Raw genomic sequence first — 18,728 nt, 5'->3', positions numbered from 1 at the left:
CTCCATGAACAGAGGTTTGCTGATCGTATTGTCCGGACCATCCGGCGTCGGCAAGGGAACCGTGTGCAGCGAACTCAGGCGCCGGCATCCCGAGCTGATCTATTCCGTTTCCGCTACGACCCGGGCGCCCCGGGAAGGCGAGCGGGACGGCGTGAATTATTTTTTCAAAACACGCGAGCAGTTCCAGCAGATGATCGCCAGCGACGCCTTGCTCGAATACGCGGAGTACGTCGGCAATTATTACGGCACGCCGCGGGAATTCGTCGAGAAGACGCTTGCCGAAGGCAAAGACATCATTCTCGAAATCGAAGTGCAAGGCGCCCTGAAGGTCAAAGAGAAATTTCCGGAGGGCGTGTTCGTCTTCCTGCTGCCGCCGTCCTTGAACGAGCTCAAGCAGCGCATCGTCGGCAGGGGAACGGAATCGCAGGCGACGATCGACCATCGGCTGTCCGTCGCCGTGGAAGAGATGAACCTGCTGTACCATTACGATTACGCCGTCGTGAACGACGAGATCGATTCGGCTTGCGGCCGGATCGCTTCCATTATCACCGCGGAGCATTGCAAACGCGAGAGATTCCTGCATGAGCTGTTCCGCGAATTGAAAGACTTGACCCCCGCACAAAAAGTATCGGAGAGGTGAAAAGCATGTTGTACCCGTCGATCGACGAATTGGTCCGCAAAGTGGACAGCAAATACACGCTGGTCGTGGCGGCATCGAAGAGGGCCCGCTCCCTGAGGGACGGCAAACAATCCGAAATGTCGGCGCCCAAATCCCGCAAGGTCGTCGGCGTCGCGCTGGAGGAAATTTACCACGACTTCGTGCAAATCGAGCAATTGGGCAAATAGGTCGAGAGCTCGCGGTCCAAGTTCGGCGTCTCTTGTGAGCAGAGATGCCGTTTTGATCGATGATTTACCAGTCATGAATAACGAATAGGGATGAATACGGATTGATCGAGGAAGGACAACCCCTGCGGTTGTTTTTTTTCTAGCTTTGCGGAAAGTTCATGTTCGCACTTACCGGGAGGGAGATTCGGTTGAAGCCGCTGACGGGAAAAACGATCGTGCTCGGCATCTCGGGCGGCATTGCCGCCTATAAGGCGGCGACGCTGTGCAGCCGTCTCGTATCATGGGGAGCGCAGGTCCGCGTCATCATGACGGATGGGGCCGCGCGCTTCGTCACGCCGCTGACGCTTCAGACGCTGTCCCGCCATCCGGTCGCGACGGACGTGTTCGACGAACGGGATCCGTCGGTCGTGCAGCACATCGATTGGGCGGACGCCGCGGATCTCGTCATCGTCGCCCCGGCCACCGCCAACGTCATCGGAAAAATGGCGGCCGGCATCGCCGACGACATGCTCAGCACGACGCTGCTGGCGACGACGGCTCCGATCGTCGTGGCGCCGGCCATGAACGTACATATGTGGGAACATCCCGCCGTGGTGGACAACGTCCTCAAGCTTGCGTCGCGGGGCGTTCGCTTCGTCGAGCCGGGAACGGGCCAGCTCGCCTGCGGCTACGTCGGCAAGGGCCGACTGGCGGAGCCGGAAGAAATCGCGGAAGCGGCGGCATCGTTGCTTGCCGGACCGCGCCTCCTTGCCGGGCTCAAGATTGTCGTCACGGCCGGCGGCACCGTGGAGCGGATCGATCCCGTCCGTTACGTCACGAACGATTCCTCCGGCAAAATGGGGTTCGCCTTGGCGGAAACCGCCCGCGAATACGGAGCCGAGGTGACGCTCATCTGCGCGAGGACGGACGAACGGCCGCCGGGCGGCGTTAACGTCGTCCGGGTCGAATCGGCGGCGGACATGTTCGACGAGGTTACGAAACGACTCGGCGACGCGGACGTCATCGTCAAAGCTGCGGCGGTAGCCGATTACCGTCCGCTCGTCAGGCACGATACCAAAATGAAGAAAGACGGGGAAACGCTTACGGTGGAGTTCGTCCGCAATCCCGACATCTTGCAGGCGATCGGCGATTGGAAAGCGGCCCATCCGGACGGGAAAGCGCCGTTCACGATCGGCTTCGCCGCGGAGACGGGCGATCTCGAGAAATACGCGATGGACAAGCTGAAGCGCAAAAAATGCGACCTGATCGTCGCCAATGACGTTTCGCTGCCGGGCGCCGGGTTCGGAACGGACACGAACATTGCGTCCGTCTACGCTCCCGAAGGGCTGGTCGAAAGTATTCCGCTCTCCGCCAAGCGATGGGTCGCGGAGCGGATTTGGCAGCTGGCCGCGGAACGGATGAAGCAAGCATGATGATCGCCAGAGTGATCGTAGACGTGCCGACCCGCGAGACGGATCGGCCTTTTGATTATGAAGTGCCCGAGCGGCTGGCTGCGTGGACCGAAGCGGGCAGCCGCGTCGCCGTGCCGTTCGCCGGGCGGACGCTGCAGGGCTTCGTGACCGGGTTCGCGGAGGAAGCGGAAGTGGAGCGCGGCCGCCTGAAGCCGATTGCGGACGTGCTCGACGCTTTGCCGCCGCTGACGCCGGAGCTCGTCGAACTCGGAGCGTGGATGAGCCGGCGCTGGGTGTGCCCGCTCGTCGTGGCTTTGCAGGCGATGCTGCCGGCCGCGCTGAAGGGGCGTATGGAGAAGTATATCGCCCCCGCGGAAGGCGCCGAAGCGCCGGCGGATCAGACGGGTGCGGAGGCGTCCGTCTGGCAGGCATTCCGCCGAGGTTCGGCGGTCAAATGGTCCGCGCTCATGCAGCAGTTTCCGGATAGCGGGCCGCTGCTCAAACGTTGGCTGAAGGAAGGCCGTTTAACCGAAAGGCAGCAGGTCGAAGACCGGCTGTCGGTCAAAACGGTGGCGACCGTTTTTCCGCCTGACGCGGACAAGCTGCGGGAGCTGCTGGCGCATTTTCCGGCGGGCGCGCGCAAACAGAAGGAAGTGCTGGCCTATTTGGCCGAACGCCCGGAGCCGGTGGCGTTGGCGGAGCTGTCGGAGTCGGCGGGCGTGAGCGCGCAGGTCATCCGGGCGCTCGGGGAGAAGGGGGCGCTGGAAATCCGCCAGGTGACGGAAGACCGCGATCCGTATCAGGGGCGCGATTTTCCGGTTTCCGCGCCGCTTCCCCTGACGCCTGCGCAGCGGGCGGCGCTGGACCCGATCGCGGAGTCGCTGTCCGAACGGCGGCATCGGGTGTTTCTGCTGCACGGCGTAACGGGAAGCGGCAAAACGGAAATTTACCTGCAAGCGATCCAGCAATGCCTGGAGCAAGGGCGCGAAGCGATCGTGCTCGTACCGGAAATCGCTTTGACGCCGCAGATGGTGGAGCGGTTCAAAAGCCGGTTCGGCGCCCGGGTAGCCGTGCTCCACAGCCGCCTGTCCCAAGGGGAGAGGTACGACGAATGGCGCAAAATCCGGGAAGGACGCGCCCAAGTGGCGGTCGGCGCCCGTTCCGCGGTGTTCGCCCCTTTTTCCCGAATCGGCCTGATCGTCATCGACGAGGAACACGAAACCTCCTATAAGCAAGAGGAAAGCCCGAAATACCACGCCCGAGACGTCGCCGCGGAACGAGCCCGCATGAACGGGGCGGTCGTCGTGCTGGGCTCCGCGACCCCTTCTTTGGAAAGCTTCGCCGCGGCGGCGGAGGGCGGCGGGTATGCGGGGGATATTCAATATGTGAGACTGCCCGAGCGGGTCGCGGACCGTCCGCTGCCGGACGTCCGGATCGTGGACATGCGGGAGGAGCTGAAGCTGGGCAACCGGGCGATGTTCAGCCGGGCCCTCAAAGAAGCGCTGGAGGAGCGGCTTCGCCGGGAGGAACAGGCGGTGCTGCTGCTCAACCGCCGGGGCTACTCCACTTTCGTCATGTGCCGCTCGTGCGGGTATACGTGCTCTTGTCCCCATTGCGACATCGCGCTCACGTACCACCGGGGCTCCCGTAATCTCCGCTGCCATTACTGCGGGTACGCGGAGGGCGAGCCGGAGTCGTGTCCGGCCTGCCAAAGTCCGCACATCCGCTTTTTCGGGACGGGGACGCAGAAGGTGGAAGAGGCGCTGGCGGAGACGTTTCCGGGCATCCGGGTGATCCGCATGGACGTGGACACGACTTCCGAAAAAGGTTCGCACGAGAAGTGGCTGACGATGTTCCGTGAACGGAAAGCCGACGTGCTCCTTGGAACCCAGATGGTGGCCAAAGGCCTCGATTTTCCGCGGGTGACGCTGGTTGGCGTTTTGGCGGCGGACGCAGCGCTGCGCTTGCCGGATTTCCGCGCGGCCGAACGGACGTTCCAGCTGCTCACCCAAGTGGCCGGCCGCGCGGGCAGACACGAGCTGCCGGGGGAAGTCGTGATCCAAACGTACGATCCGGAGCACGTGTCCGTAGCGTCCGTCGCGGGCCACGATTACGTCGGCTTCGTGCGGCAGGAGCTGGAAACGCGCCGGTTGCTCGGGTATCCGCCTTACGGCAGGCTCATTTCGGTCACGTTCTCCCACGAATCGGTTCCGATGCTGCTGTCGACCGGGGAGATGTTTGCAAGGAAGATGCGGCAGCGCGCCGAGGCGCTGGGCATCGCCTCCGTCACCTTGCCGGGGGAAGCAGCCGGGATGGACGTGCTCGGCCCGGTTCCTTCCCCGATTCCACGCCTGAAAGATCGCTACCGTTTTCAATGTATGGTAAAATATCGGGGAAAGCTCGATGCGGGCGCCCTGACAGCCGAAGTGCTGCGCGAAATGGGCGAAGCGCCGAAACGCGGAGGGGTGCAAATCTCCGTAGACGTGGATCCCCAAATGATGCTTTGAACGCTTGAATAAAGGACTGATCGAATTGGCCATCCGGATGATCGTGAAACATCCCGACCCCGTGCTGAGGGAGCGGGCGCAGGAAGTGACGAAGTTCAACGCCAACCTGCACAAGCTGCTGGACGATATGGCGGACACGATGTACGACGCCGACGGCGTCGGACTTGCCGCGCCTCAAGTGGGGATTTTGAAACGGGTTTTCGTGGTGGACGCCGACGAGGAGCACGGGCTGCTGGAACTGGTGAACCCGGAAATCGTGAGCCTGGAAGGGGAGCAGTTCGGACCCGAAGGCTGCCTGAGCATCCCCGGCCTGCAAGGGGACGTGAAAAGGGCCCGGAAAGTCGTGATCAAAGCCCAGGACCGCCACGGCAACCCGGTTCAGTACGAAGGCACGGATTTGCTGGCGCGGGCGTTCCAGCACGAATTGGATCACCTGAACGGCGTCCTGTTCGTCGATTTGGCCGAATCCGTGTACGAAGCCCGGAAGCTGGCTCCGGAGCAGGGTGGCGAATAAGATGCGCATCGTGTTCATGGGGACGCCGGACTTCGCCGTCCCTTCTCTTCGTATGCTGCTCGAGCGGGGATACGAGGTCGCGGGCGTCGTGACGCAGCCGGACCGGCCGAAGGGGCGGAAGCGGGAGCTGACGCCGCCGCCGGTCAAAGCGTTCGCGACGGAGCGGGGATTGCCCGTGCTGCAGCCGGAGAAGCTGCGGGCGCCGGGGGCGGTGGAGGAGCTGGCGGCGTTCCGGCCGGACCTCATCGTCACCGCCGCTTACGGGCAGATCCTGCCCCGGGCCGTGCTGGACATGCCCCGTCTCGGGTGCATCAACGTGCACGGATCCTTGCTGCCGAGGTATCGGGGCGGAGCACCGATTCAGAGGAGCATTATCGCCGGCGAGGCCGTAACCGGCGTCACGCTCATGTACATGGCGGAAGGACTGGACACCGGGGACATGATCGCAAAGGGGGAAGTGCCCATCGCGGACGAAGACACGGCCGGCACGATGTTCGGGAAGCTGAGCGAAGCCGGAGCGGAGCTGCTGCGGGAGTGGCTGCCGCGGATCGCGGACGGAACCGCGCCCCGCGAGCCGCAGATCGAGGCGGAAGCGACGTACGCCCCGAATTTGACGCGCGAGGACGAGAGGATCGACTGGTCCGCGACGGCGAGGGAAGTATTCAACCGGGTTCGGGGGCTCAACCCGATGGCCGGGGGCTTTACGTTCTGGAACGGGGAAGTGTTCAAGGTGTGGGGCTGCCGCGTTCCGGCTGCGCCGGATGCCGATCTGCGGCCGGAGTGGGAAGGTATGGCGCCGGGCTCCGTGCTGGAGACCGGGGCTTTCGGGATCCGCGTCCGCACGGGCGACGGCAGCGTCGTGCTCGAGGAAGTGCAGCCGGCCGGCAAGAAGGCGCTGCCGGCTTCGGAATTCGCCAAAGGCGCGCGGCTTGCCCCCGGCACGGTGCTCGGGTAACCGGGCGCCGTTTTTCGTTGGGAGCACTCGTCTAAAGCGCCGCTCGAGGGCCGCAAGTTGCCGTAGCGCTGAGCCTGGTTAGAGCGGCGCTCGAGGGTCCGCAAGTTGCCGTACCCGGAGAAACCCGAGATCAGCGAACCCTGCCGATGGGGCGAACCGACAGCACAATGCTGGATAGACGATGGTAAAGCAGATTAGCGAAACGATAGTAAAGTAAGAGAGCGGGAAAGCCCCTCATCAAGCGCGTGTAACCTACCGGGCTCACGGATTAGGGGGAAATCTTCCCACTATTCGTCGAGAATCACATTCGGTATCCGGATTAGTGGGAAAACTTCCCTGTATTTTTCGGAATTGGAGCAATTTCTGGCGGAAACGTCGAATTAGTGGGAGAATTTCCATCTAATTCACCAAAATGGTGGGATCTTGAGGAATTTAGTGGGGGGGGTTCCCACTAATCGCAGTTGTGGCGGGGGGCAATCATGCTCCAACCCTCCGTGAGACGGACAGATCGACGTGCGACGGGGTTTCAAGTACCCCCGGCCCTCCGCGAGACGGACAGATCGACATGCGACGGGGGTTTCAAGTACCTCCGGCCCTCCGTGAGACGGACAGATCGACATGCGACGGGGTTTCAAGTACCTCCGGCCTCCGTGAGACGGACTGATCGACGTGCGACGGGGTTTCAAGTACCTCCGGCCTCCGTGAGACGGACAGATCGACATGCGACGGGTTTTCAAGTACCTCCGGCCCTCCGTGAGACGGACAGATCGACACGTGCCCGACCCTACATAAAGACAATGAGGTCATGGATTCGGAACAGGAGCAGCCCCGGCGCTGCTCCAATGGCGTTAAACGATTGTGGAAATACTGGAACTACGCGGTACGGCAACCCAACGCTGGAGAGGAGATTCAGATGGCGGAACGACAATCGAAAGAGGCTCATCCCGCAAACGCCAATTCTGCAATAAGCGATCCCGCGGCCAAGCCGGCGGGCGAGAATCCGGCGGGTGCGAAAACAGGGCGCGATCCCGCGGCCAAGCCGGCGGGCGTGAATGCGGCGGGTGCGAAAGCGGGGCGGAATCCCGCGGCCAAGCCGGCGGGCGAGAATGCGGCGGGTGCGAAAGCGGGGCGGAATCCCGCGGCCAAGCCGCCGGGCGAGAATCCGGCGGGCGAGAATCCGGCGGGTGCGAGAGCGGGGCGGAATCCCGCGGCCAAGCCGCCGGGCGGCAAATCTGCCGCAGGCGACCCGCAAACCCGGCGAGGTCCCGCGGGGCCGCGCGAGCTGGCGCTGGAGGTGCTGCGCCGGGTCGAGGAGCAAGGCGCTTACAGCGGCCTCGCGTTGCATGGGATGCTCACGGAAGCGGAGCTGTCCCGGGCGGATGCCGCTCTGGCGACCGAGCTCGTCTACGGGACGATCCAGCGGTTGAACACGATCGATTACGTCCTCTCCCCCCGCGTCAAGGGCTGGCCGCGAAAGGTCGAGCCGTGGGTACGCTGCTTGCTGCGGCTGAGCTATTACCAGCTGCACTGGCTCGACCGCATTCCGGCGCACGCCGCCGTGGACGAAGCGGTGCGCATCGCCAAGAAACGCGGACACGCCGGCATCGCCGGTCTGGTCAACGGCGTTCTCCGCGGCTTGCTCCGCGAAGGAACGGCGCCCGTCATCCCGCCGGACTTGCCGGCCGCGAAGCGGATTTCGCTGACGCACAGCCATCCGCTTTGGCTGGTGGAACGGTGGATGGCCGCCTACGGGGAACGCATCGCGGAAGCGATCTGCGAAGCGGGCAATCGCCCTCCGCATGCGTCCGTCCGCGTAAACCGGATCAACACAAACCGCGCAGCTATGCTCGAAGAGATGGCGCACGCGGGACTCGCCGTGAAGCCTTCGCCGTTGTCAGGGGACGGTATCCTCGCGGAGAAGGCCGGGAACCTGGCGGACACGCCTTGGTTCCGCGACGGCAGGTTCACCGTCCAGGACGAAAGCTCCATGCTCGTGGCCGCCGTCGCCGATCCGAAGCCCGGCATGACCGTGCTCGACTGCTGCGCGGCGCCCGGCGGCAAGTCCACGCATCTCGCCGAAATCATGGGGAACCGCGGCAAGGTCATCGCCAACGACGTCCACGAGCATAAACGGGCGCTGATCGATCGGCAGAGGGACCGTCTCGGACTTACGATCATCGAAGCGACGACGTCGGACGCGCTGGAGCTGGACCGCGCCTGCCCGCCGCAATCGATGGACGTCGTCCTGCTGGACGCGCCTTGTTCGGGCCTCGGCGTCATCCGGCGCAAACCGGAAATCAAGTGGACGAAGACGCCGGAGGACATCGCGGGGCTCGCCGCCCTCCAACTGCGGTTGCTCGGCTCGGCAAGCGCGCTCGTGAAACCCGGCGGCACGCTCGTATACAGTACCTGCACGATCGCTCCGGAAGAGAACGAGGAGACGGTCCGCCGTTTTCTCGAGAGCCATCCGGACTTCGCTCCCGATCCGGCTTGGCCGGAGGAAGTGCTCAAGCCGCTCCAAGCAAACGGCATTCTGCCGGAGCCGTTCGAGGGCCGGGTGCAGCTGCTGCCGCATCATTTCGGAAGCGACGGATTCTTCATCGCGCGTTTGCGCCGGCGATAGCGTCAGCTTCCGGCGATAAAGCCCTTTATGGTAAAATAGAACGAATGGTGGTGACGAGTTTGAAACAAGAAGAGAAGAACGAGAAACCGTTTATTTACGATTTCTCGCTGGAGGAGCTCCAGGACTGGATCAAGGAGCAGGGAGAACCCGCTTTCCGCGCCGGCCAAATTTACGACTGGCTGTACGTGAAACGGGTCGGCTCGTTCGAAGAGATGAGCAACCTGCCGAAGCCTTTGCGCGGCAAGCTGGAAGAGAACTTCCGTTTCGTCACCTTGACGGAGATCGCCAAATTCGAGTCCAAGGACGGAACGGTGAAATATTTGTTCGGCTTGCATGACAACCACGCGATCGAGACCGTGCTCATGCGCCACAATTACGGAAACAGCGTATGCGTGACGACGCAGGTCGGCTGCCGGATCGGCTGCACGTTTTGCGCTTCCACGCTGGGCGGGCTCAAACGCAACTTGACGCCGGGGGAAATCGTCGCCCAGGTCGTGCAGTGCCAGAAGCTTCTCGATACCGAAAACGAGCGCGTTTCCAGCATCGTCATCATGGGCTCGGGCGAACCGTTCGAGAACTACGACGCCACGATGAAATTCCTGCGCACCATGATCCATCCCAAGGGGCTGAACATCGGCGCGCGTCATATCACCGTTTCGACCAGCGGCATCGTGCCGAGCATGTACAAGTTCGCGGACGAGAACACGCAGATCAATCTCGCGATCTCGATCCACGCGCCGAACGACGCGCTCCGGTCCAAGCTCATGCCGGTGAACCGCCGCTACCCCTTTAACGAAGTGATGGACGCCATTCGCTATTACATCGAGAAAACGGGGCGGAGGGTGACATTCGAGTATGCGTTGATCGGCGGCGTTAACGACCGGCCCGAGCACGCCGAAGAGCTGGCGAACGTGCTGCAAGGCATGCTTTGCCATGTTAACCTGATCCCGGTCAATTACGTGCCGGAGCGGGATTACGTTCGCACGCCGAGGGATGACATTTTCGAGTTCCAGCGCATATTGGTGAATAAAAACGTGAATGCGACGATCCGCAGGGAGCAAGGGCACGATATCGCGGCCGCTTGCGGCCAACTGCGGGCGAAGCACATGGAAGCGACGACGGGGTGATCGGTTTGAGGACGGCTTGGAGAACGCATGTCGGCAAAGTGCGCCAGGTCAACGAGGACAGGGCTTGGAGCGGAACGCTGGCAGACGGGTGGACGGCCGTCATCGTGGCGGACGGCATGGGAGGCCATCGAGCGGGGGACGTGGCAAGCGAGCTCGCGGTCGGATGCCTCGCGGACGCGCTGCAGTTCTGGGATCCGGAATGGACGCAGGACGAGGGCGTCGTGCGCCTTCAGGAGATGATCCGCAAGGCGAACAAGGTCGTGCACGAGACGGCTTCCCTGAACGAGCAGTACCACAACATGGGCACGACCGTCGTCACCGCCGTGCTGAACCGGCACGGGGGCTGGATCGGGCATGTCGGCGACAGCCGGATTTATCGCCTTCGCGGCGGGAAACTTGAACTGCTGACCGACGACCATACGGTCATCAACGAGCTGTTCAAAGCCGGCCAATTGAGCCCCGAAGAAGCGGCCCGGCACCCGCTTCGGCACGCGATTACGCGCTCGGTCGGCACCGATCGGGACGTGAGGCCGGACGTGAAGCCGATCGATTGGCGGCCGGGAGACCGGCTGCTGCTGTGCAGCGACGGATTAAGCAACATGGTGGAACCGCAGCTGCTCCAGATGACGCTGGCCCAGCCCGGCGCCGCGCTGGAGCAGGTCGCGGACCGTCTCGTCGAAATGGCTTTGGACGCAGGCGGCGAAGACAACGTGACGGTCGTGCTCGTGGGAGACGACGAAGCGATCGCAGGCTGCATGCCCGAGCAGTCGACGACCAGGGCCGCGGGAGGGGGAACAGCATGATCGGACAAACGCTAGGCAACCGTTACGAATTGCTCGCCCGCGTCGGAGGCGGGGGCATGGCGCTCGTCTACAAAGCCCGGGATAACCTGCTGAACCGTTACGTTGCGGTTAAAGTACTGCGGCAGCAATTCGTTCACGACGACGACTTCGTCCGGCGTTTCCGCCGCGAAGCGCAGGCCGCCGCGTCGTTGTCCCATCCGAATATCGTCAGCATTTACGATGTCGGACAGGAAGAGGATACGCATTATATCGTCATGGAATTCGTCGACGGGGCGAATTTAAACGAAATCATCCGCGAGAGGGCGCCGCTCCAGACCGACGAAGCGGTCAAAATCGCTTCGCAAATCTGCGACGCGTTGGACCACGCCCACCTGAATCAAATCATCCATCGCGACATTAAGCCCCACAACATTTTGATCGGCTACAACGGACGGGTGAAGGTGACGGATTTCGGCATCGCCCGCGCCGCCACCTCGTCCACCATCACCCAAACAGGTTCGGTGGTCGGGTCCGTCCATTACTTCTCCCCGGAGCATGCGAAAGGCGTCGCGACGGGCGAGAAATCGGACATTTACTCGCTCGGCATCGTGCTGTACCAAATGCTGACCGGCCGTCTCCCCTTCCTGGGGGAAAGCCCGATCAGCGTGGCGCTCAAGCATTTGCAGGAGCCGTTCGAGCAGCCGCGAAAAGTGAATCCGCACATTCCGCAAAGCGTGGAGAACGTCATCCTGCGCGCGATGCGCAAAAATCCTCAGGAGAGGTACGCGTCCGCCGCGCAGATGCTCTCGGATCTGGAAACTTGCCTGCAGCCTCAGCGGCTGAACGAACCTCCGGTGCATTTCGGCAGCGATGACGACCCGGAATCGGACAAGACCCGGGTCATTCCGGCCATCCGCCCCGACATGCGGAATACGATCGAGGCACCCGCGATCAAGGGCGGTGCCGCCGAGGAACGGTGGGACAATCGGGGGCTGGAGGACAAGCCCAGGCGCCGGTGGGTTCTTCCGACCGTGCTGGGGATAATGGCGGCCGTGCTGATCGGGGTTCTCGTCTGGGCCGTGATCGCGCTCAAGGGCTCGCTGACGCCGCCGGACGTCATGGTACCTTCGGTGATCCACATGAAGCTTGACGAAGCCAGGGCCAAATTGGAATCAGTCGGGCTGAAAGTCGAAGAACCTCCTCTGTATGAAGTCAATAAAGAAGTCGAGCCAAACACCGTCCTCAAGCAGTCCAAGCAGGACATCAAGGTCAAGGAAGGCTCGCTCATCACGCTGACCGTCAGCAAGGCACCCGACCTGCCGCCGATGCCCGGACTGAAAGGTTTGACGCTGGAGGAGTCCAGCTCGAAGCTGGAGGAGCTCGGCGTCAACCCGGACAACATCCGTCCCAAGGAGGTGTTCGACGACAGCGAGCCCGGCACCGTATTGGATCAGAAGCCGGCGGAAGGCGACCCGTTCGATCCGGAGAACGACGCGATCACGCTGACCGTAAGCAAAGGCAAGGAAGAGATCGACATGCCGAACCTGATCGGCAAAACGGAGGCCGAAGCCCGCGCCGAGCTGGAGAAGAACAACCTGAAGCTGAAGGACGACAAAGTCATTACCGAACCGAGTTATATGGCGGAGAAGGGGAAAGTGTTCAAGCAATTCCCCGCCGAGCCGAACGAGAAGGTGCCTCCGGGAACGGAAGTGACGCTGTATGTCAGCTCGGGCTATCCGCCTGACGCGAAGGAGCCCACTTGGAACGTGACGGTGTCTCCGGCGCAGGAAGGCCAGCAGAGCACGATCAAGATCGTGGTCTCGGACGCCAAAGGGGATAACCGGGATTATTGGGATGCCCCTCGGAAAATCAGCCAGACCACGACCTTCCCGGTCACGCTCGTCCTCGGTCCCGGCAAAGACGGGACGATCATCGTCTACCGCGACGGTAAGGAAATCGCGCGTACACCGGTGCCGTACGAGGACATGCCGGCCGATGCGACGGACGCAGCCGGCGGAACCGATGCGACGACGGATGCATCCGGCTCGGACCAGCCGCCGGCAGGCGACGGCGGCCAAACGGACGGGCAAACGGGCGGACAAGGGAACGGACAATGAGCGGGAATTTTCATGAAGGCGAAGGAGCCGTGAGCTGATGCCGGAAGGAATCATCATGAAGGCGCTCAGCGGTTACTATTACGTGCTCGGGCCGGAAGGCGGAGAAGCCGTGCAGTGCCGGGCCCGGGGCATATTCAAGAAACGCGGGGAGTCCCCGCTCGTCGGGGACCGGGTCGTATACGGCGAAACGGAGAACGGAGAAGGCACGGTCGATGAAATTTTGCCTCGCCGCTCCGAATTGATCCGCCCGCCGGTGGCCAACGCGGATTTGGCGGTGCTCGTGTTTTCGGTCGTCCATCCGGACCTGAACTTAACGCTGCTGGACAAGTTTCTGGTGCACATCGAACATGCCGGACTGGACGTTCTGCTCGTATGGACCAAAACGGACCGTATCCCGGAAGGGCCGGAAGGCGACGCAGCCCGCCGCGCCATGGAGAGCGCCGGAGCGCTCTACCGTCGCATCGGGTACGAGGTGCTCGTCACGAGCGCGAATGCCGGCACCGGAATTCCGGAGCTGGAAGACCGGCTGTCCGGTCACATCGCGGTGTTCGCCGGACAGTCCGGCGTCGGCAAGTCCTCGCTGCTCAACGCGCTCGTTCCGGGGCTCTCGCTCCAGACGAGCGAAATCAGCGAGAAGCTGGGCCGGGGCAAGCACACGACCCGCCACGTGGAGCTGGTGCCGCTGCGGGGCGGAGGCCTCGTGGCGGACACGCCCGGCTTCAGCCAGCTGGATTTCGCGGAGCTGGGCGTCGATGAGATCGGCCCTTGTTTCCGGGAATTCCGGGAGCTGTCTCCCGGCTGCAAATTCCGCGGATGCACGCATATCCACGAGCCGGACTGCGCCGTCCGCCGGGCGGCGGAAAACGGGGAGGTCGCCGAATCCCGGTACGAGAACTACAAAGCCTTCATGGCGGAGCGGAAAGAGAAACCTCGGAGGTACTGACATGCTCATGATAGCCCCATCGATTCTGGCCGCGGACTTCGCGAAGCTGGGAGAAGAAATCCGGAGCGCGGAAGCGGCCGGCGCCGATTGGATCCATATCGATATCATGGACAACCATTTCGTGCCCAACTTGACATTCGGAGCGCCGGTGGTGAAGGCGGTCCGTTCGGCGACCGCCCTGACGTTCGACGTGCATTTGATGACGGAGCGGCCGGAAACGCTGTTTCCCGCGATGGTGGACGCCGGGGCCGACCGGCTGACCGTTCACGCGGAAGCTTGCGTGCATCTCCACCGTACCGTGCACCAAATCCGCGAATTGGGCCTTCCGGCGGGAGTCGCGCTTAACCCGCATACCCCGCTGGCCGTTTTGGACCATGTGCTGGAAGACATCGATCTCCTTCTCATCATGACGGTGAACCCGGGCTTCGGCGGGCAATCGTTCATTCCCGGCATGCTTCCCAAGATCCGGGAACTGAGAAGCCGGCTGAACGCGCTCGGTCGGCCGGACGTCCATATCCAGGTGGACGGAGGCATCACGGACGAAACCGCGCCCCTTGTCAGGGAAGCGGGAGCGAACGTGCTGGTGGCCGGAAGCTATTTCTTCGGCCACTCGGACCGCAGGCAAGCGGTCGCATCATTGAAAGCATAGAAAGCCAAGCAAGAATCGAACCGCCAAGAACGGTCTGCTCCCCATACAGTAAACAGATTATGGAATAAAATCTGTTGCTGCAGGGGAGCTTTTTTTTCTGCAGCTGACCGTTTCACAAACAAAGATCAAGTATGCTCGACTCGGCGAAATACCCGGAAGAATCAGGTAAGTCGAGCGCGCTGAAGGGCTTACCGTAATTCTGTATTTCGTTCACTGGCATAGGCTTATTCGAAAGCATTTCAGAAATAGCTAGGTTACTGTAAGCTTCAAAACGCTCCCCCTTGAATATATTTTCCATTAAGGACTTTTCACAGGAGGTTTTGTAGAGTGACTAACGATCCTGTAAAGGAGTTATATCTGGAATTGCTAATCAAGACGATTTTATATGAAATATGGCTGGAAGAAGCGGAGTACAAGCCGATTGACCAAGCGGCGCTTCCTCCCGATATTTTGGAGTATACTAAAAATCACGGGTTCGAAGTCGTTCAACGTTTCCAACCGAATAAAGAAGTGCGCAGGAAAGGCGGAGATTGGCCACTTGTCGCTCATAGCATGATCGGCCGGCTGCGTATGGAGAATTTGCTCTCCTGCATGAAGAGCGTGGTGAACGATCATATAGAAGGGGATTTCATTGAAACAGGAGTTTGGCGGGGCGGATCGTGTATTTTCATGAGAGGGTTTTTGAAAGCTTACGGCATCGATAACCGGCGCGTATGGGTAGCCGATTCTTTTGAAGGTCTGCCCAAACCGGATCCTGCCAAATATCCGGTGGATGCCGGAGATACGTTTTATCAATTCGACTATTTGAGGGTTTCTTTGGAACAGGTCCAAGAAAACTTCCGTAAATATGATCTTTTGGATGAACAAGTAAAGTTTTTGAAAGGCTGGTTTAAAGATACGCTGCCTGCCGCTCCCATCGACCAAATCGCCATACTGCGTGCAGATGGAGATTTGTACGAATCGACGATGGATTGTCTAAACAATTTATACGATAAAGTGACCCCGGGCGGGTTTGTCATCATCGACGATTATGGTCTGCGTACATGCAAGGAGGCAGTAGATGATTTTCGCCGGGAGCACAACATTCAAGAACCAATGGTTACGATAGATTGGACAGGCGTCTACTGGAGGAAAAATAAATCATGAAGGCGGAGCCGGGTCCGGTCATAAGCAGCAAAACTTCGCGGGAAAAGGTGTGTTAGGACAAAATGCGTCTTGCATACATTGGATTAACAGCCGGAAACGCCGGAGGAGGGATGGGAGAAATGAAGTTTTACACCATCAAGCTGCCGAAATTTCTGGGCGGCTTCGTCAAAGCGATCTTGAACACGTTTCATAAAAATTGACGCCCTCCGGCCACTGACAAAGGAACCTGCCGGCGTGACGTCGAAATAAATGCGAAACGAAAAGGGCTCGCCGGGTCGGATCCGCATTCGGATCCTATCGGAAGAGCCCTTTTGACAAACGATGGGTCGCCTTATACACGAGTCACAAGCCCGGACTTCAGGGCCTTGGTGCTGACATAAACGCGTTTCGGTTTGCCGTTCACCAGAATGCGCACTTTCTGCACGTTGACGCCCCAAGAGCGTTTGTTATGGTTGTTGGCATGAGAGACATGATTGCCGGTGCCCGGCTTCTTTCCCGTAACGAAACATTTGCGAGCCATTGAAAATCCACCTCCCTACCGATACCTTACAAACACCACATTATCATATCACAGGGCGGTCAATCGTTGCAATCCCGAAAATCGGGCGGGACTTTGTTCAGAGCGCTGCGGAAGGAACGAACGGTGTCGGATTTCGCCGGTTTCGGACGGGAAGCGGAGAAAACGGCTTCAATCTCCCGTTTTTTTATAGTACAATGAGGTATGGTCCATAATACAGGCATAAAGGAGTGAATTTCCATGCCCATGCAGCTGGCCACGGAAAACGGAAAAATCGACGTAGCGGATCAAGTGATCTCCGTCATCGCCGGATCGGCGGCGATGGATTGTTATGGACTGGTGGGCATGGCCTCCCGCAAAGGGTTGAAGGATGGCATCGCGGAGCTTCTCGGACGGGAAAACTTGTCCCGCGGCGTCGAGGTCCGGCGCGAGGGAGAGCTGGTCCATTTGGACTTGTACGTCATCGTAAGCTACGGCACGAAAATATCGGAGGTCGCCCACAACATTCAGTCGAAAGTGAAATACGTGCTTGAGGAAGTCGTAGGGCTGAAGGTCGATTTCGTCAACATCTTCGTGCAAGGCGTACGCGTCATGAAGTAGCGTTTCACCGAACGCACTTGTGCATGTTCGGACGTGACGCAAGGGCGCGCTTCACCGAACGCACTTGTGCATGTTCGGACGTGACGCCAGAGGCGCGCTTCACCGAACGCACTATAGGAAGGAGACAGTCAGCTTGAGCAGGCGTTCTTTGAACGGAAAGGAATGGACGGCGATGGTGCTGGCCGGCGCGGCGAGATTATCCGCGAACGAGAGCCGCATCAACGCCTTGAATGTCTTCCCGGTACCGGACGGGGACACGGGAACGAACATGAACTTGACGATGACGGCCGGCGTGGCCGAATTGAACCATAAACCTTCGGATGAAGTGGGACGAGCCGCCGAGGCCCTCTCCAAAGGACTGTTGATGGGCGCCCGGGGCAATTCCGGGGTCATACTGTCGCAATTGTTCCGGGGTTTCGCCCGTGCCGCCCAGGGCGAGCGCGAAATGAACGCGACCCAATTCGCAAACGCTTTGCAGCAAGGAGTTGACACCGCTTACAAGGCGGTCGTCAAACCGGTCGAAGGGACGATCCTCACGGTCGCGCGGGAGGCTGCGCGGCAAGCGGCGACATCGGCCCGCCGGACGGCGGACCTGACCGAATTCATGCGGGAAGTGCTCGCCAAAGCGTCCGAGACGCTGAACCGCACCCCGGAAATGCTGCCGGTGTTGAAGCAGGTCGGAGTCGTCGATTCGGGCGGCCAAGGCCTCGTCTGCTTGTACGAAGGCTTCCTGGCCTACTTGACCGGCATGCCGGCCGTCGATACCGCGGGGGAAACGATGTTTGCCGCGGCGGCCGCTCCCGCTCCTCAGGCTTCCAGGGCCGTTCCGGCGCCGAAGCCTTCCGCGGGCAGCGCGGCGCAAGCCAAGCTGGAAACGGAAAGCATCGATTTCCCCTATGATATGGAATTTTTCATCCAACGCGCGCCCGCTTCGGCTCCGTTTCCGGAGAAGTCGTTCCGCCAAGCCCTGGAGCGGGACGGGGACTCGATCATCCTGATCGAGGACGGCGACATCGTGAAGGTTCACGTGCACAGCCGGCGGCCAGGCGACGTGCTCAACTATGCCCTGGCCCACGGCGAGCTGACGCATTTGCATATCCTGAACATGCGCGAACAGCACCGGGAGCTGCTGCGCCCCGCGGCAGCGGCCGCTCCCGGGACAGCCGCGCCGCAAGACGGAACCGCCGCGGCGCCGGTAGCGCCGAAGCCTCCCGAAGGCGCGGAAGCGCTGGGGCTGGAGGCGGCGTCCGGCATTCCGGCCGGAGAATACGAGCTGGCCGGCGTCACCGCGTCCCCCGAAAGCGAGCCGAATCCCGACGCCCATGAAATGGCGGCATACGGGGTCGTGGCGGTCAGCGTCGGCGAAGGCAATGCGGAGCTGTTCCGCAGCCTCGGCGTGGACGTGGTCCTCTCCGGCGGACAGAGCATGAACCCGAGCACGGAAGATTTGCTGGGCGCGATCCATTCCTTGTCCGCCCAATCGGTGCTCGTGCTTCCGAACAATCCGAACATCCTGCTGGCGGCCAAACAGGCGGCCGAGCTGGCCGACCGCCCGGTCACGGTGCTGCCGACCCGCACCATTCCGCAAGGCATGGCGGCCATGCTCGCTTTCCAGGAGGAAGATTCCGAATCGGCGAACGTCGAACGGATGACGAAAGCGTTCGAACGCGTGCTGACCGGATCGGTTACTCAGGCGGTACGGGACACGCAAATGGACGGCCTGGACATCCGAGCGGGCCAATATATCGGCATCCTGGACAAAACGATCGTCGCGGCGGCGGACAGCGCGGAAGAAGCCGGCTTCCGGCTGCTGGAGCGGATGCTATCCGGCGGCGGGGAAATCGTGACCATCCTGACCGGCGAAGGCGCGGCCGAAGAGCAGGCGGAACGCCTCGAGGCTTGGCTCGGCGAACGTTATCCGGATGCCGAAGTGGAAACGCACGAGGGCGGACAGCCGCTGTACCCGTTCTTGTTCGCGGTTGAACCTTAAAGAACCTGTCGGGAGGACAAG

17 protein-coding genes are annotated in these 18,728 nt (G+C 61.4%); 16 read left to right on the top strand and 1 reads right to left on the bottom strand.

Annotated features, from left to right (window positions below; all coding sequences use genetic code 11):
* Positions 1 to 4 precede the first annotated feature (4 nt).
* From gmk to spoVM, 14 genes are all read left to right on the top strand, one after another.
* Positions 5 to 640: a guanylate kinase gene (gene gmk / locus GE107_RS01170; RefSeq protein ID WP_219637634.1), complete on the top strand. Its 636-nt coding sequence runs from the start codon at positions 5 to 7 to the stop codon at positions 638 to 640.
* 5 nt (positions 641 to 645) lie between these two features.
* Positions 646 to 846, top strand: a complete 201-nt coding sequence (gene rpoZ, locus GE107_RS01165) for a DNA-directed RNA polymerase subunit omega (RefSeq protein WP_219637632.1) — start codon at positions 646 to 648, stop codon at positions 844 to 846.
* 197 nt (positions 847 to 1,043) lie between these two features.
* Positions 1,044 to 2,258 (top strand): bifunctional phosphopantothenoylcysteine decarboxylase/phosphopantothenate--cysteine ligase CoaBC, encoded by a 1,215-nt coding sequence (gene coaBC / locus GE107_RS01160; protein ID WP_255570124.1) that lies wholly within the window; start codon positions 1,044 to 1,046, stop codon positions 2,256 to 2,258.
* The gene (gene priA / locus GE107_RS01155; protein ID WP_255570078.1) at positions 2,255 to 4,744 is read left to right on the top strand and encodes a primosomal protein N'; all 2,490 of its coding nucleotides are present in this window, start codon (positions 2,255 to 2,257) and stop codon (positions 4,742 to 4,744) included. The genes coaBC and priA overlap by 4 nt, the downstream gene beginning before the upstream one ends.
* A 25-nt stretch (positions 4,745 to 4,769) precedes the next feature.
* On the top strand, positions 4,770 to 5,258 hold the full coding sequence (gene def, locus GE107_RS01150; RefSeq protein WP_219637992.1) for a peptide deformylase: 489 nt from the start codon (positions 4,770 to 4,772) through the stop codon (positions 5,256 to 5,258).
* Position 5,259: 1 nt separating this feature from the next.
* Positions 5,260 to 6,213, top strand: a complete 954-nt coding sequence (gene fmt / locus GE107_RS01145; protein WP_219637627.1) for a methionyl-tRNA formyltransferase — start codon at positions 5,260 to 5,262, stop codon at positions 6,211 to 6,213.
* A gap of 913 nt (positions 6,214 to 7,126) precedes the next feature.
* On the top strand, positions 7,127 to 8,836 hold the full coding sequence (gene rsmB, locus GE107_RS01140) for a 16S rRNA (cytosine(967)-C(5))-methyltransferase RsmB (protein WP_219637626.1): 1,710 nt from the start codon (positions 7,127 to 7,129) through the stop codon (positions 8,834 to 8,836).
* 59 nt (positions 8,837 to 8,895) lie between these two features.
* Positions 8,896 to 9,963: a dual-specificity RNA methyltransferase RlmN gene (rlmN, locus tag GE107_RS01135; protein WP_370636201.1), complete on the top strand. Its 1,068-nt coding sequence runs from the start codon at positions 8,896 to 8,898 to the stop codon at positions 9,961 to 9,963.
* On the top strand, positions 9,960 to 10,766 hold the full coding sequence (locus GE107_RS01130) for a Stp1/IreP family PP2C-type Ser/Thr phosphatase (RefSeq protein ID WP_370636200.1): 807 nt from the start codon (positions 9,960 to 9,962) through the stop codon (positions 10,764 to 10,766). Before rlmN ends, GE107_RS01130 begins: the two co-directional genes overlap by 4 nt.
* Entirely contained in the window at positions 10,763 to 12,862 is a 2,100-nt protein-coding gene (pknB, locus tag GE107_RS01125; RefSeq protein WP_219637622.1) for a Stk1 family PASTA domain-containing Ser/Thr kinase, read from the top strand. The genes GE107_RS01130 and pknB overlap by 4 nt, the downstream gene beginning before the upstream one ends.
* 37 nt (positions 12,863 to 12,899) lie before the next feature.
* Positions 12,900 to 13,805: a ribosome small subunit-dependent GTPase A gene (gene rsgA, locus GE107_RS01120; protein WP_219637620.1), complete on the top strand. Its 906-nt coding sequence runs from the start codon at positions 12,900 to 12,902 to the stop codon at positions 13,803 to 13,805.
* A 1-nt stretch (position 13,806) separates the two neighbouring features.
* Complete coding sequence (gene rpe / locus GE107_RS01115) at positions 13,807 to 14,454, top strand: ribulose-phosphate 3-epimerase (RefSeq protein ID WP_219637618.1); 648 nt, start codon at positions 13,807 to 13,809, stop codon at positions 14,452 to 14,454.
* Between the two features lie 327 nt (positions 14,455 to 14,781).
* Positions 14,782 to 15,600, top strand: coding sequence for a TylF/MycF family methyltransferase (locus GE107_RS01110; RefSeq protein WP_219637616.1), 819 nt, complete (start codon positions 14,782 to 14,784; stop codon positions 15,598 to 15,600).
* A 119-nt stretch (positions 15,601 to 15,719) separates the two neighbouring features.
* Positions 15,720 to 15,800, top strand: a complete 81-nt coding sequence (gene spoVM / locus GE107_RS01105; protein ID WP_041064529.1) for a stage V sporulation protein SpoVM — start codon at positions 15,720 to 15,722, stop codon at positions 15,798 to 15,800.
* Positions 15,801 to 15,931: 131 nt separating this feature from the next.
* On the opposite strand, the gene rpmB is transcribed toward spoVM, so the two are convergent.
* Entirely contained in the window at positions 15,932 to 16,120 is a 189-nt protein-coding gene (rpmB, locus tag GE107_RS01100; protein WP_219637614.1) for a 50S ribosomal protein L28, read from the bottom strand.
* A 237-nt stretch (positions 16,121 to 16,357) separates the two neighbouring features.
* Here rpmB and GE107_RS01095 point away from each other — a divergent pair, with 237 nt between their 5' ends.
* On the top strand, positions 16,358 to 16,717 hold the full coding sequence (locus GE107_RS01095) for an Asp23/Gls24 family envelope stress response protein (protein ID WP_219637612.1): 360 nt from the start codon (positions 16,358 to 16,360) through the stop codon (positions 16,715 to 16,717).
* A gap of 133 nt (positions 16,718 to 16,850) precedes the next feature.
* Positions 16,851 to 18,707, top strand: coding sequence for a DAK2 domain-containing protein (locus GE107_RS01090; RefSeq protein WP_219637610.1), 1,857 nt, complete (start codon positions 16,851 to 16,853; stop codon positions 18,705 to 18,707).
* The last annotated feature ends 21 nt before the right edge of the window (positions 18,708 to 18,728 follow it).

Source organism: Cohnella sp. CFH 77786 (assembly GCF_019400745.1).
In the GTDB taxonomy this organism is placed as follows: Bacteria; Bacillota; Bacilli; order Paenibacillales; family Paenibacillaceae; genus Cohnella.
This window is presented reverse-complemented; position numbering and strand designations above follow the sequence as displayed.

Excerpts from the sequence above, each read along its gene's own strand:
- gmk (WP_219637634.1), top strand. The coding sequence starts at position 5 with ATGAACAGAGGTTTGCTGATCGTATTGTCCGGACCATCCGGCGTCGGC.
- rpoZ (WP_219637632.1), top strand. The coding sequence starts at position 646 with ATGTTGTACCCGTCGATCGACGAATTGGTCCGCAAAGTGGACAGCAAA.
- priA (WP_255570078.1), top strand. The coding sequence starts at position 2,255 with ATGATGATCGCCAGAGTGATCGTAGACGTGCCGACCCGCGAGACGGAT.
- fmt (WP_219637627.1), top strand. The coding sequence starts at position 5,260 with ATGCGCATCGTGTTCATGGGGACGCCGGACTTCGCCGTCCCTTCTCTT.
- rsmB (WP_219637626.1), top strand. The coding sequence starts at position 7,127 with ATGGCGGAACGACAATCGAAAGAGGCTCATCCCGCAAACGCCAATTCT.
- pknB (WP_219637622.1), top strand. The coding sequence starts at position 10,763 with ATGATCGGACAAACGCTAGGCAACCGTTACGAATTGCTCGCCCGCGTC.
- rsgA (WP_219637620.1), top strand. The coding sequence starts at position 12,900 with ATGCCGGAAGGAATCATCATGAAGGCGCTCAGCGGTTACTATTACGTG.
- rpe (WP_219637618.1), top strand. The coding sequence starts at position 13,807 with ATGCTCATGATAGCCCCATCGATTCTGGCCGCGGACTTCGCGAAGCTG.
- spoVM (WP_041064529.1), top strand. The coding sequence starts at position 15,720 with ATGAAGTTTTACACCATCAAGCTGCCGAAATTTCTGGGCGGCTTCGTC.
- rpmB (WP_219637614.1), bottom strand. The coding sequence starts at position 16,120 with ATGGCTCGCAAATGTTTCGTTACGGGAAAGAAGCCGGGCACCGGCAAT.
- GE107_RS01095 (WP_219637612.1), top strand. The coding sequence starts at position 16,358 with ATGCCCATGCAGCTGGCCACGGAAAACGGAAAAATCGACGTAGCGGAT.